Raw genomic sequence first — 12,806 nt, 5'->3', positions numbered from 1 at the left:
AGGACGAGCCCCGCCGCGGAGGCGCCGTAGGCATTAGACGCTCATCTGAGCGGGCAGTGTTCCGAAGTGAGCGGGCCGGGATATGCTCTGCTCCATGTCTGCATTCACCCCCGAACCCCTGCTCGCCCGGACCGCCGTCGTCACCGGGGGAGCCCGGGGCCTCGGATACGCGATGGCCGAGGCCTTGGCGGACGCCGGCGCCCGCGTCGCCCTGTTCGATCGCCTCGACACCGTGCAGGAGGCTGCCCACGACCTCGCGGCCCGCGCAGGGCGCCCGTGCCTCGGCGTCGAGGTCGACGTGACGTCGGAGGACTCCGTGAGAAGCGGACTGGACACCGTGGCTCGGGAGATCGGGGTGCCGGACATCCTCGTCAACAGCGCCGGGATCACGCTCGGGACGCCGCTGCTGGAGACCTCGACGGAGGACTGGCGGCGGCTCTTCGACGTGAACGTAACGGGCATGTTCGTCGTCAGCCGGGAGTTCGCCCGACGGCACGTCGATGCCGGGCGGGGAAACCCGGCGAGCATCGTCAACGTCTCGTCCATGTCGGCCTTCGCCGTGAACATCCCGCAGACCCAGGCCGCCTACAACGCCTCCAAGGCGGCGGTCTCGATGCTCACCAAGAGCGCGGCCATCGAATGGCATCCCCACGGGATCCGTGTCAATGCCATCGCCCCCGGCTACTTCGCGAGCGACATGACGCGGGACTTCGTCGCGGAGTATCCGGAGATGGCCGAGGACTGGGTGCGCCGCATCCCCGCGGGCCGCATGGGGGAGCCGGAGGAACTCGGCGATCTCCTCGTCTACCTCGCCAGCGAGCGCTCCCGCTACGTTCTGGGCCAGAGCATCCTCATCGACGGCGGATACACCAGCGTGTGACGACGAGGGAACCCTAGGCTGAGGGGCATGCCCGTCCCGCCCCCCGGCTCGGAGACCTTCCGTGCTGCCGCCATCGACCTCGGTGGCTCCAGCGGCCGTGTGGTCGGTGCGGTGCTCGACCGGGGTCGTCTGCACATCGAGGGGGTGCACCGCTTCCGGAACCGGGCGTTCAGTGATGAGCTGGGCCTACGGTGGGACGCCGAGAAGCTGTACCGCGATGCGGTCTCCGGCCTGAGGATCCTCCGCCGTCGAGGCGAGGCGTTCTCCAGCGTCGCGGTCGACACCTGGTCCGGCGATTACGGGCTGGTCGCCTACGGGGGCCTCGTCGAAGCACCGTTCCACCAGCGGGACTCCCGGACCGACCGCACCTTCCCGCTCGTCGACGCCGTCCTTCCCGCCGCCGACGCGTTCCGGGCGACGGGAGTCACGGCGCTCCCGATCATGACCGTCTACCAGCTCATGGCCGACAGGGAGGCCGGCCGCCTCGACGGCGTCGACCGCCTGCTGCTGATGCCCGATCTGCTGTCGCACTGGCTCGGTGGTGCGCAGGTGGCGGAGGCGACCAACGTCTCCACGACCGGACTCGCGCGTCCTCGGGGGCAGGGCTGGGACCACGATCGGATCGCGGCCCTCGGGGTGCCGACGCGGATCTTCCCGGAGGTGGTCTCTCCCGGCACGATCATCGGTCGGGTCGAGCGGGGGATCCTCGGCGACGGCGACCGCACGGCCGTCACCGCTGTCGCCTCCCACGACACGGCGAGCGCGGTGGTCGCCGTTCCCGCCGTCGACGAGCACTTCGCCTTCGTCTCCTGCGGCACCTGGATCCTGACCGGCGTCGAGGTGGATCACCTCATCACCTCGGAGCGCGCGCGGCTCGCCGGTTTCACCAATGAGCTCGGCGTCGACGGCACCGTTCGGTTCCTCCGCATCGCCGCCGGCTTCTGGATCGTGAACGAGTGCATGCGCGAATGGGGTCTGGACGACTGGGGTCCTCGCAGCACGACGGTGCGCGACGAGCTCTTCGATCGGGCGGCCGCACGGGACGAGCCCTCCGTGGTCATCGACACCGGTGATCCGCGCCTGCTCCGGCCGGGGCAGATGACCGCGCGCATCGCCGAGCTCGTCGCGGAGGCCGGAGGCGCCATGCCGTCCGATCGCGCCGACGTGGTCCGCCTCGTGCTCGAGAGTCTCGGAGCCTTCGTCGCCCGGCAGGTCGACGAGGCGGCTGCCCTCTCCGGGGTCGACGTGCGGGTGGTCCACCTGGTCGGGGGTGGTTCGGCGTCGGCGATCCTCGCACAGGCGGTGGCGAACAGGTCGGGCCGCGCCGTGGAGACGGGGCCGTCGGAGGCGACCTCCATGGGCAGCATCCTCGTCCAGGCGCGCGCTCACGGCGCCGTCCGCGGGAGTCTCGGTGACCTGCGACGGATCGTCAGGGCATCGACGGCGGTGCGGCGCTACGAACCTGTCGTGAGCTGAGCGCCAGGGTGTCGTCCGTCACGCGGGCGCGTCGAGCAGGCGCCGGGCGAGCGCCGCATCCGTGACCAGCGAATCGACGATCCCGGAACGCAGTGCCGCCGCGACCGCGCCGGTCTTCGACGGGCCACCCGCCACGGCGATGACCTCCGGGATCCGGCGCAGCTGCTCGGTCGACACGGCGAGCGCGCGCTCGGCCACGGATCCCACCGGCGCCCCGTCCTCGTCGATCAGCGTCGCGCAGATCTCGGCCTTCACCCCCAGGGCGAGCAGCTCGTCGAGGACCCCGGCGCGACCGGCGTTGTCGTAGAGCTGGGAGTCCGGCGGATTCCAGGAGCCGATCGCCACGACGGCCTTGGTGACGGAGTCGAACCGCCGGAAGGTCTCCAGGATCCCGGGCTCGCGCCGGAGTGCGGACGCGGTGGCGGCCGACTCCACGAGCAGCGGGGCGAAGATCGCGCGGGAACGGCCCCCGGAGACCCTGCTGACCTGGCGGATCACCTCCACGCCGTTCTCGGGAGTGGGGGCGGCGACACCGGCGAGCTGCACCACCTCGCACGTCGCCAGCGTGCGGAGATGGCCGGCCATCGCGGTCAGCGTACGACCCGCCGTGAGCCCGAGGACGTCGCCATCCGTCACGATCTCGCTCAGCAGCTCGGCCGCGGCGCGACCGAGCCGGTCCTGGATGAGGTCGGGAGTCGCGCCGGGGGTGATCACGGCGAGGGCTCGGGTCAGGCCGAAGCGGGCCCGCAGCTGCATCGACAGGTCCAGGTCGAGGGACGCCGGAGCTTCGATGGTGATCTTCACCAGCCCCTGCGCGAGGGCGTCTTCGAGCATCCGGGCGATCTTGAAGCGCGAGACCCCGAGCTCGTCGGCGATCTCGATCTTGGTCTTGCCGTCCAGGTAGTGCCTGCGTGCGACGTGCGAGATCCGCACCAACTCGTCGGGACCCATCGCGCCTCTTCGTCTCGTGTCGGACCGTGTGCTCCCCACCCTAGCGCGCCGTCTTTCCGAACGCTCATATGAGCGCCTGGTTGTCTCATCCGTCACGGGTGGCTAATGTCGGTCGGGCACGAACGACAGCCCCTCGGAGGAGCCCGATGAAGCGCACTGCCCTGCCGTCCACCATGCGCGCGAACGTCCTGGTGCGCGCCGGCGAACTCGCGAACGAGACCCGGCCCGTTCCCGCCGCGGCACCCGACGAGGTGATCGTCCAGGTACACGCGGTCGGGGTGTGCGGTTCCGACGTGCATTACTTCCACGAAGGTCGGATCGGCGACTTCGTGGTCGACGCGCCTCTGGTCCTGGGCCATGAGGCCGGCGGCGTCATCGTCGCCGTCGGTGCGGACGTCGATCCGGCTCGGGTGGGGGAGCGCGTGTCGGTCGAGCCGCAGCGGCCGTGTCGCCGATGCGAGTACTGCCGCAGCGGGCGCTACAACCTCTGCCCGGACATCGCGTTCTTCGCCACGCCCCCGATCGACGGGGCCTTCGCCGAGTTCGTCGCGGTCCCCCAGGACTTCGCCTACGCCGTTCCCGACGCCATCAGCGACGAAGCGGCCGCCCTCATGGAGCCGCTGTCCGTCGCCATCGCGGCCGTGCAGAAGGCCGGCGTGCGTCCAGGGAGTCGGCTGCTCATCACGGGAGCAGGGCCGATCGGCATCGTCACGGCGCAGGCCGCCCGTGCCTTCGGGGCCACGACGATCGTGGTGAGCGACCTGATGCCGGAGCGTCGCGACGTGGCCCTGCGATTCGGCGCGACGCAGGCGGTGGACCCGGCGGTCGGCCCCTTGGGGTCCGGCTTCGACGCGTTCGTCGACGCCTCGGGCTCGCCCGTGGCGGTGAAGCAGGGCATCGCCGCCCTGAAGCCCGGGGGCGTGGCCGTTCTCGTCGGGATGGGCGCGGACGAGATCGCGCTCCCCGTCTCCGTGATCCAGAACCGTGAACTCGTCGTCACGGGCGTCTTCCGCTACGCCAACACCTGGCCGCTCGCGATCGAGCTGGTCGCCTCCGGGGCGGTCGATCTCGACGCCCTGGTCACGGGCTCCTTCGGCCTCGACGAGGTGCGGGAGGCGCTGGAGTCCGCCGCGCGTCCGTCCACCTTGAAGAGCATCGTCCGCCCGGACCACGCGATCGCGAGGGAGTCATGACGTCGCTCTCCCCGGCCGTGGACTCCGCGCTGCCGGAAGAGCCGGAGATGCTGGCGTGCGTCGACATCCGCAAGGCGTTCGGCGGTGTGCCGGTGCTGAAGGGCGTGGGCCTGCGCCTCGTGCCCGGCACGATCACCGCGCTCGCCGGCGAGAACGGCGCGGGCAAGTCGACGCTGATGAAGATCGCGTCCGGCCAGATGAAGGCCGACTCCGGAGAGGTGCTGGTGCGGGGCGAGGTGCTCGCCTCCGGGTCGGCGCGGGACGCTCACCAGCGGGGAGTGGCGATCGTCCCGCAGGAGCTCGCATCGATCCTCGACACGACCGTGTACGAGAACATCTTCGTCGGACGGGAGCGGCGTCATCGTTCCGGCTTCCTGGACCGCCGGCGCATGGCGCGGGAAGCCAAGGAGATGCTCGCCGAGTTCGGCGTGGACATCGACCCCACCGTGCGTATGGGATCGCTTCCGGTCGGTCTGCGGCAGATCGTCGAGATCGTGAAGGCGACCAGCACCGGAGCGCGGGTGCTGCTCCTGGACGAGCCGACGAGCGCGATCGCCGAGCGTGAGGTCGCCCGCCTCCTCGAGAACATGCGGATGCTCCGGGATCGCGGGGTCGCGATCCTCTTCACGACCCACAAGATGGAGGAGATCCGGGCGATCGCCGATCGGGTGGTCGTGCTCCGCGACGGCGGCCTCGTCGCGGACGAGCCGCTGAGCGCGCTGAGCGACGACGACATCGTGACCGCGATGATCGGCCGCGAGCTGGAGGACCTCTTCCCTGATCCTGCACCGGCGGCGGACGATGTGGCGCTGTCCGTCCGCGGCCTCTCGTATGCTCCTGCGCCGCGACCCGTCGACCTGCAGGTCCGTCGGGGCGAGATCGTCGGGCTCGCCGGTCTCGTCGGGGCCGGGCGCACCGAGCTCATCGAGGCCCTCTTCGGTGTGCGGCCGTCCACGGGCGGCGAGGCCGCGGTCGGTGGGCGTCCCGTGCGCCGCGGGCGGCCGGCCGACGCGATCACGGCGGGCATGGCCCTCGTCCCCGAGGACCGCAAGGGGGCAGGAGCCGTCCTCAGCATGGACATCCTCGCCAATGCGACGCTGCCGCGGTTGAGCATGTTCTCCGTCGCGGGGTGGGATCCGCACCCGAGGCGGGGGCCGTTCGATCATGAGAAGAGTCCGATTCGGCGTTCTGGGCGTGCTGCTGGCCGCCGTGGTCGGTTTCGGCGGCGCACTCCCCGCCGTCGCGGCCGAGCCCACTGCCCGGCTCTCGCTCTTCAAGGCGATCGAGAACCTCGACACGGGGGCCAGTCTGGGGGATCGGACCCTGTGGACGATGCACGCCGTCAACGTGGCCACGGGGGAGACCTTCACCGGCGACGGCCTCAACGGCATGCAGTCGCGCCTCGTCCCGCCGGGCACCTACCGCATCTTCGAGACCGGCGGCGTGGCCGGTTACGCCTTCTTCGCCTGGAACTGCGACGGCGACATGACGACGGAGCCGGAACGCACGATCACGATCACCGCGAACCAGTCGATGACGTGCACGGTGCAGAACAACGCCATCCAGGGCAGACTCACGCTCGTCAAGAACGTGCAGGGCGGCGGCGCGGCCCCGTCGGAGTGGACGCTGCGGGCCCAGGGACCGTCGACCATCGAGGGGGTGGGAGGCTCGGCCGAAGTGCAGAACCAGCCCGCCCGGATCGGCGTCTACACGTTGAGCGAGTTCGGCGGACCGGGGAGCTACGTGCCGGGGCCGTGGACGTGCGAGCGGCGGGATCTGACGACCGGAGAGGTCGCCGAGGTCCCCGTGACCGGAGACCAGTTCGAGATGACGCTCGGCGGTGCGGTGACCTGTCAGATCACGAACACCGGGGATCTGCCCCACCTGACGCTCGTCAAGGAGGTCGTCGACCCGGCGGCCACCGGATACCCGTTGGCCGCCCCGTCGGACTTCGTGCTGAGCGCGAGCGGACCCGAGCGGATCTCCGGTCCCTCCGGCTCGGACGCCGTCGACCACGCCTCCATCGACCCCGGCGCCTACACGCTCGCCGAGAGCGGCCCTGCCGGATACAGCGGAGGCGCGTGGACCTGCGTCGACGCCACGAGCGACGGCGGCATCGACGGCGGCCTCCTCTTCGTGCGCGAAAGCTCCGACATCACCTGCCGCATCACCAACACCTTCGCGGGCGGCTGGCTCACCCTCGTCAAGAACGTGGTGGGCAGCGACCAACCGCCGTCCGACTGGACCCTGACGGCTGCAGGACCGGAAACGGTCACCGGTGCCTCCGGATCCGCTGCCGTCTCCCGCGTCCCGGTGCCGGTCGGCGACTACGCGCTCGCCGAGGCGGATGGCCCCGCCGGGTATGCGGCCGGCCCGTGGTCGTGCACGGGCGGCGCCCTGGCGACCGACACCGTGACCGTCGGCGCCGGAGCGGACGTGACATGCACGGTCACGAACACCCTCGAGGTCGGCCAGCTCACCCTGGTGAAGAACGTCGTGAACGCGGGCGGCGGCCCGCTCACCGCGCAGGGCTGGGAGCTCACCGCGAGATCGGCCGACACCGTCATCAGCGGCGCCTCCGGCTCGGGCAAGGTCAGCTTCGCGGCGGTGGCACCGGGGACCTTCACCCTGTCGGAGGCCAGTACCGCTCCGGAGGCGGGCTCCTATACGAGCGAGGGCTGGTCGTGCGTCGATGACGAGGGCACTCCGGTCGGCACGGGCGACACCGTGGAGGTCGTGCCGTTGGAGAGTGTGATCTGCACCGTCACGAATCGATGGACCGAGTCGACCCTGACGCTGCGCAAGCAGGTCGCCTCCGCCTTCGGCACTCCGGCCCTGCCCTCGGCCTGGACGCTGACCGCGACCGACGGCGCCGCCACGGTGTCGGGACCCGCCAACTCCCCGGCTGTCACGCAGGCGGCGGTCGCCCCCGGCGCGTGGACCCTCGGCGAGACGGGAGGCCCATCCGGCTACGACCCTCTCGGGTGGAACTGCTCGGGCGGGTCCGTGTCCGGGGACGTCGTCCAGGTTCCTCCGTCCAAGGACGTGGTGTGCATCCTCACCAACGCATCGATCACGCCCAGCCTCACGCTGGTCAAGCAGGTGGTGAACGGCGAGCGCGGCCGAGCCGTGCCTGCGGACTTCGAGCTGAAGGCCCGCGGTCCGGGCAATGCGGCTCTCTCCGGTCCCAGCGGCTCGGAGTTCGTCACCGACATGCGGCTTCCGCCGGGCGACTACATCTTCTCCGAGGACGGCCCGAGCGGCTACGAGGCCGAGTGGTCCTGCACGGGCACCGCCTGGGACGGGACCACGGCGAGGCTGGGGTTCGGGGAGGACGCGATCTGCACCGCGACCAACACGTTCGTCGGCGGAACCCTGACGCTTCGGAAGGCCATCGTCGGGGTCGGCCCCGGGGCGCCGACCGGGCCCGCCGACGCCACGGACTGGACCCTGCGCGCCATCGGCGGCGGGCAGTTCCCGCGTCCGCGCATCGAGGGGGCGTCCGGAGAGACCGCGGTGACCCTCGCTCCGCTCGGCGCCGGTGCGTTCCGGCTCTCGGAGCGGGCGGTCGCGGGGGCGCCCACAGCGGACTACCGCAGCGACGGCTGGGCGTGCACCGGGGGAGCGCTGGAGGGCGATGTCGTCGAGGTCACGGCCGGGGTGGACACCGTGTGCACGGTCACGAACGTCTACGACCCGGGGCCCGAGCCCGAACCGGAACCGGAGAACCCGGATCCCGGAACGGACGGAGGCCCCGGCCCGGCGACCGGGTCGGAAGGCGGGGCGGCCTCCGACCTGGCCACGACAGGGCTCGCGCCGGCGACGGCCGTGACGGCAGGCGCCGGTGGTCTGCTCGTGCTCCTCGGGGCCGTGCTGATCGCGACCCGCCGTCGCCGACGGCGAGGAACGGATCAGGGAACCGGTGTCCGCACGTCCGCGCGTCCGTAGTCGCCGAGCTTCTCCACCGCGAAGTCGAGGAGGGCATCGGCACGCGACGTCAGGGTCATGTCCGCCGGCCAGATCCCCACGACGTGGGAGACCGTCACCGGGGGGTCCAGGGGGCGGATCACGACCGGGCGTCCCTCGCTGCTCACGGGCAGGGTGTTGGGGCGGGACATGAGGAGGCCGTAGCCCAGGCCTCGGCCCACGAGGGCTTCGACGAGGGCGAGCTGGCTGACGCGGGCCTCGATCCGGGGCTCGAGTCCGCGCGCGGTGAAGGCATCGATGACGTTGCGCGTCCCCGGGCTGGCGTCGTACTGGATGTAGGGCTCGTCGGCGAGGTCCGGCAGGTCCAGGGTCGCCGCATCGGCCAGCGGGTGCGCGGGCGGCAGGTGGACCTCGAGCTCGGTGGCATAGATCCGCCGACGACGGTATCCGGCGGGCAGGGACACGTTGTACACGAGCGCCACATCGAGGTCTCCCGCGTCGAGTGCCGCGAGGAGTTCCTCGTTCGTGCCGATCATGATCTCGAGCTGCACGCCCGGATGGCGCTTCGGGAAGCCTTCGAGCAGCTCCGGAACCACGCTGGTCGCGAAGCTGGCGTAGCACCCGAGCGTGACCGGGCCTCGTAGCTCGGTGCCGCGGCGCGCGTCGAGGACGAGCTCCTGAGCATCCGCGACGATCCGACGGGCCTGCTTGGCGAACTGCTGACCGGTCGGCGTCAGAGTGAGGCCGCGTGCCTTCCGTCGCACGCAGAGCTGGGCGCCGACCGCCCGCTCCAGGCTCGTCACCGCCTGGGACAGCGCCGATTCCGAGATGTGCAGATGAGCTGCCGCGGCGCTGAGGGTCGGGAAGTTGGGCAGGGCGGCGAACAGCTCGAGCTGCCTCATGCTCACGTCGGACATGACGGCCCCCCTCGATTCTTCTTCCGCTCACCTGAACTATAACCACGAAGAAGTGCGATTTACGTACAGAGTCCCCCGCCCTCACGATGAGAGCGACACATCCCGGTCCCCTCGCTCGCGAGGGGGACAACGACGTTAGGGACGACCATGACCTCCTCTTCCGCATCAGGCAACGCCAGCTCGCAGCGCCGCATCGCCTTCGCGACGATCATCGGCACGACCATCGAGTGGTACGACTTCTTCATCTACGCGACGAGCGCCGGGCTCGTCTTCGCACAGCTCTTCTTCCAACCCGCCGGCAAGGAGATCGGCCTGCTGCTCTCCTTCGCCACGGTCGGCATCTCCTTCCTCTTCCGTCCGCTCGGCGCCTTCCTGGCCGGGCACTTCGGCGACGTCCTGGGGCGGCGCACGATGCTCGTCCTCACCCTCGTGCTGATGGGAGCGGCCACCACCCTCATCGGTCTGTTGCCGACGTACGCCCAGATCGGGATCGCCGCGCCGATCCTCCTCCTGCTGCTCCGGATCCTCCAGGGTCTCTCGGCCGGCGGTGAGTGGGGAGGCGCGGTGCTGATGGCCGTCGAGCATGCCCCGGCCGACCGTCGAGGGCGCGCGGGGTCGTGGCCCCAGCTCGGGGTGCCCCTCGGCTTCCTCCTCGCCTCCGGAGTGACGGCCCTCATGACCGGCGTCATCACCCCGGGTGCCGCGTACCTGGAGTGGGGCTGGCGCGTGCCGTTCCTGGTGAGCGTCGTGCTCATCGCCGTCGGGTTCGTCATCCGGCGCTCCGTGTCGGAGAGCCCCGTCTTCGCGGAGATCGCACGCCGCGGACGGCAGTCCCAGGCGCCGATCGTGACCCTGTTCCGGCGCCACTGGTATCTGGTGCTCCTGGCCGCCCTCGTGTTCGCGGGCAACGGCACGCTCGGGTACATGACGACGGGTGGCTTCCTCAACAGCTATGCGATCAACGTGCAGAGCCTCGACACCACGGCGGTGCTCGTCGCCGCGTCGGTGGCCGCCGTCGTCTGGTTCTTCTCGACGCTCCTCGCCGGGTACCTCTCCGACGTGATCGGGCGGCGGAGCACCTTCCTGATCGGTTTCGCCCTGCAGGCTCTCGTCGTCTTCCCCGTGTTCTGGCTCGTCGACCACGGAGGTCTCCCGGGGCTGTACACCGCGCTCGTCCTCATCTCGACCGGACTGGGCCTCACCTACGGACCGCTGGCCGCCTGGTACTCCGAGATCTTCCCCGCCTCGATCCGCTTCTCGGGCGTCTCGATCACCTACGCGATCGGCGCGGTGCTGGGTGGTGCGTTCGCACCGATGATCGCCCAGTTGCTGCTCGACAGGACCGGTACGACCGTGGCCGTGTCGGCCTACCTCCTGGTGGCCTCGCTCCTCGGCGGCATCGCGACGCTGTGTCTGCGGGATCGATCGGGGATTCCGCTGGGACCGGACCACGAGGCCGAGCAGGCCACGGGAGCCACGATGTTCCGGTCGCGCCCGGCTGCGCCCGCGCTGGCCGCGAAGTGAGAGGACGCCTGTTCGTGCGTCATTCGATGAAGGAGAGGCAATGGTAGACAGCAGGACGAGGATCGCCGTGATCGGCGGGGGGATGGGCGGGCTCACGGCCGCGATCGCCCTCACCCGGATCGCCGGTGTCCAGGTCACCGTGTTCGAGCAGGCGACGGCGCTCGGCGAGGTGGGAGCAGGCGTGACCGTCGCCCCGAACGCGCAGCGCGTGCTGGACGCCCTCGGTGTGCTCGACCAGGTGCGACGGGCCGGGGCGACCCCCGACGGGCACGGCGTCTACCTGGATGCGAGTGGGGCGCTCGTCACCGACGCGGCGTGGGAGGACTCCGCGAAGCAGTACCGGAACATCGGGATGTACCGCCCGGATCTCATCGAGGTCCTGGCGCGCGAGGTCGACGGGGAGAGCATCCGCCTCGGGCACCGCCTGGCCTCCCTGCGCACGGAGGAGTCCGGCGTCCGCGTCACCTTCGAGAACGGGGTGACCGACCTCTTCGACGCGGTCATCGGGGCGGACGGCATCCACTCCGTGGTGCGCCGCAGCATCGTGCCCGATCCGGAGCCCGTGTACTCCGGCTACATCGTCTACCGGGGCGTCGTCGACGCCTCCCACCTGCCCGCGGACTGGCCGCGGATCAGCCAGGTGTGGATGGGGGATCAGCGGCACTTCATGTGCTACCCGCTGCAACAGCGCACCCTGTTCAACTTCGTCGCCGGGGTGCCCAGCGACCGCCCGCTCCACGGCCCCTGGTCGGGCCCCGCCGACGTGAGCGAGCTCCGCGCCGAGTTCGCCGGCGAGATGTGGGACACCCGGCTCCAGCGCTTCCTGGGAGCGATCGAGAAGACGTTCTGGTGGGGTCTCTTCGACCACGAGCCGCTCCGCAACTGGTCCCACGGAGCGGTGACCCTGCTCGGCGACGCCGCACACACGATGCTGCCGCACCAGGGCCAGGGCGTGAACCAGGCGATCGAGGACAGCATGGCGCTCGCCGTGTTCCTGAAGGCCGCCGACACGGTCGCCGACATCCCGGAGGCGTTCCGGCGCTACACCTCGGTCCGCATGCAGCGGACCGCGATCCTGCAGCACGGCTCACGGCGGGCGGGGTGGATGTTCGACGCGCAGCACGAGTTCGCGGACCGGCGGAAGCGCGACACCGACCTGCGCGTCGGGCGCGACTTTCGCCGGAGCGCGGTCTTCGACTACGACGCGAGGAAGGTCGCCGAGAGGGCGCTGGCCCGCTTCCGGAAGGAGCAGTACGCATGACCTCGATCAGCATCATCGGCAGCGGGAGGATGAGCGCTGCGATCGCGGACGTCGCCGCGCGCGCCGGCGCGGGTATCCAGATCGTCCGTCGGAGCACCGCCAGTTCCTCCGGCGACCGCCCCGACGTCACGTATGCCGCGCTCGGCGACGACCTCACGGGCGACCTGGTGGTGCTCGCAGTCCCCTCTGCGGCGTACCCGAGCATCCTCGACCACTATCGCGAGCGCCTGCGCGACAAGGTCGTGATCGATATCAGCAACCCCATCGACTTCACGACCTACGACGAACTGACCGTCCCGTCCGATTCGTCGAGCGCCGCGGAACTCGCGCGGATGCTCCCCGAGGGGGCAGCGGTCGTCAAGGCGTTCAACGTCAACCTCGGCGACACCCTGGTCACCGGCACCAACGGCACCACGCGGACGACGGTCCTCTTCGCCGGTGACTACGCGGAGGCGAAGATCGCCGTCGCGTCGCTGATCGAGGATGCGGGGCTCCGCGCCGTCGACGTCGGTCCGTTGTCCCGTGCTCGGGAGCTCGAGGCGATGGGGTTCCTCCAGATCGTCCTCGCCGCGCTCGGCGCCACGAGCTACGAGTCGGGATTCACCCTGCTGCCCTGAGGGTTCCGCGTCTGGTCGTGCCGGGAACGTGCACGGGACACGATGCTGCGGGTCCGCCCC

At 70.8% G+C, this 12,806-nt stretch carries 9 protein-coding genes and 1 pseudogene; 8 read left to right on the top strand and 2 right to left on the bottom strand.

The annotated features are described in order from the left end of the window. Positions 1–94 precede the first annotated feature (94 nt). Positions 95–880, top strand: a complete 786-nt coding sequence (locus tag AB0N68_RS03055) for an SDR family NAD(P)-dependent oxidoreductase (protein WP_363332093.1) — start codon at positions 95–97, stop codon at positions 878–880. A gap of 27 nt (positions 881–907) precedes the next feature. Then, the gene (locus AB0N68_RS03050; protein ID WP_280568848.1) at positions 908–2,356 is read left to right on the top strand and encodes a rhamnulokinase; all 1,449 of its coding nucleotides are present in this window, start codon (positions 908–910) and stop codon (positions 2,354–2,356) included. Positions 2,357–2,374: 18 nt separating this feature from the next. Here the strand turns inward: AB0N68_RS03050 and AB0N68_RS03045 are convergent, their stop codons facing one another. After that, on the bottom strand, positions 2,375–3,307 hold the full coding sequence (locus AB0N68_RS03045) for a sugar-binding transcriptional regulator (RefSeq protein ID WP_280568845.1): 933 nt from the start codon (positions 3,305–3,307) through the stop codon (positions 2,375–2,377). 146 nt (positions 3,308–3,453) lie between these two features. Between AB0N68_RS03045 and AB0N68_RS03040 the strand changes: the two genes are divergently transcribed. From AB0N68_RS03040 to AB0N68_RS03030, 3 genes and pseudogenes are all read left to right on the top strand, one after another. Further along, positions 3,454–4,500 carry an NAD(P)-dependent alcohol dehydrogenase gene (locus AB0N68_RS03040; RefSeq protein WP_280568842.1) on the top strand — a complete coding sequence of 349 codons (1,047 nt, stop codon included), beginning with the start codon at positions 3,454–3,456 and terminating at the stop codon, positions 4,498–4,500. Continuing rightward, positions 4,497–5,036: pseudogene (locus AB0N68_RS16810) on the top strand (ATP-binding cassette domain-containing protein); the annotation flags it as partial. The gene AB0N68_RS03040 and the pseudogene AB0N68_RS16810, both read left to right, overlap by 4 nt. A 628-nt stretch (positions 5,037–5,664) precedes the next feature. Continuing rightward, positions 5,665–8,448 (top strand): hypothetical protein, encoded by a 2,784-nt coding sequence (locus tag AB0N68_RS03030; protein ID WP_292796136.1) that lies wholly within the window; start codon positions 5,665–5,667, stop codon positions 8,446–8,448. On the opposite strand, the gene AB0N68_RS03025 is transcribed toward AB0N68_RS03030, so the two are convergent. Beyond that, complete coding sequence (locus AB0N68_RS03025; protein ID WP_259954035.1) at positions 8,412–9,344, bottom strand: LysR family transcriptional regulator; 933 nt, start codon at positions 9,342–9,344, stop codon at positions 8,412–8,414. The two genes, AB0N68_RS03030 and AB0N68_RS03025, sit on opposite strands and share 37 nt — an antisense overlap. Before the next feature lie 147 nt (positions 9,345–9,491). Between AB0N68_RS03025 and AB0N68_RS03020 the strand changes: the two genes are divergently transcribed. Genes AB0N68_RS03020 through AB0N68_RS03010 form a run of 3 tightly spaced genes read left to right on the top strand, consistent with a single transcriptional unit; the run spans position 9,492 to position 12,746 of the window. Then, positions 9,492–10,868: an MFS transporter gene (locus AB0N68_RS03020; protein ID WP_187662392.1), complete on the top strand. Its 1,377-nt coding sequence runs from the start codon at positions 9,492–9,494 to the stop codon at positions 10,866–10,868. A 40-nt stretch (positions 10,869–10,908) separates the two neighbouring features. Continuing rightward, the gene (locus tag AB0N68_RS03015) at positions 10,909–12,129 is read left to right on the top strand and encodes an FAD-dependent monooxygenase (protein ID WP_187662391.1); all 1,221 of its coding nucleotides are present in this window, start codon (positions 10,909–10,911) and stop codon (positions 12,127–12,129) included. Further along, positions 12,126–12,746 carry an NADPH-dependent F420 reductase gene (locus AB0N68_RS03010; RefSeq protein ID WP_187662390.1) on the top strand — a complete coding sequence of 207 codons (621 nt, stop codon included), beginning with the start codon at positions 12,126–12,128 and terminating at the stop codon, positions 12,744–12,746. The genes AB0N68_RS03015 and AB0N68_RS03010 overlap by 4 nt, the downstream gene beginning before the upstream one ends. Positions 12,747–12,806: the final 60 nt, after the last annotated feature.

Source organism: Microbacterium meiriae (assembly GCF_040685015.1).
Taxonomy (GTDB): Bacteria; Actinomycetota; Actinomycetes; order Actinomycetales; family Microbacteriaceae; genus Microbacterium; species Microbacterium meiriae.
The sequence above is the reverse complement of the archived record's forward strand: the minus strand, read 5'-3'. Positions and strand labels throughout refer to the sequence as shown.